Genomic DNA, 460 nt, shown 5'->3' with positions numbered 1-460 from the left:
GTCGTTGCCCGCGCCGCCGTCCAGCGCATCGGCCCCCTCGCCACCGGACAGCGTGTCGCGGCCCTCGCCGCCCGTGAGCGCGTCGTCATCGGCACCGCCGTCCAGCACGTCATTGCCGATCCCGCCGTCGATCACGTCATTGCCCGTGCCACCGGCAAGGCTGTCATTGCCGCCGCCGCCGTTCAGCGCATCATCGCCCGCGCCGCCATCGACCGTGTCGTTGCCCGCGCCGCCATTGACCGTGTCATTGCCAGAGCCAAGCAGAACGCTCTCGATCTCCGAGAAGGTCGCCGTGCCCGACGCCCCGCTGATCGTGCCCGCCTCGGGGCCCGACATCGTCACCGTCACGCCTTCGGTCAGACCCGTCGCGTCGATCACGTCGCCCGTGACCTCGCCCGTCTCGCCGCCCGTGATCGCATCCGTGCCAAAGCCCGGCTGCAGCAGGAAGGTGTCATCCCCC

Annotated in this window: 1 protein-coding gene; it reads right to left on the bottom strand. The window is 70.9% G+C overall.

Going from position 1 to position 460, the window contains the following annotated elements:
- Positions 1-441, bottom strand: a 441-nt coding sequence (locus GU927_RS20400; RefSeq protein WP_449301136.1) for a calcium-binding protein, incomplete at its 3' end; no start/stop codon positions are given.
- Positions 442-460 lie beyond the last annotated feature (19 nt).

Origin of the sequence: Paragemmobacter amnigenus, assembly GCF_009908265.2 — a bacterium.
In the GTDB taxonomy this organism is placed as follows: Bacteria; Pseudomonadota; Alphaproteobacteria; order Rhodobacterales; family Rhodobacteraceae; genus Paragemmobacter; species Paragemmobacter amnigenus.
The sequence above is the reverse complement of the archived record's forward strand: the minus strand, read 5'-3'. Positions and strand labels throughout refer to the sequence as shown.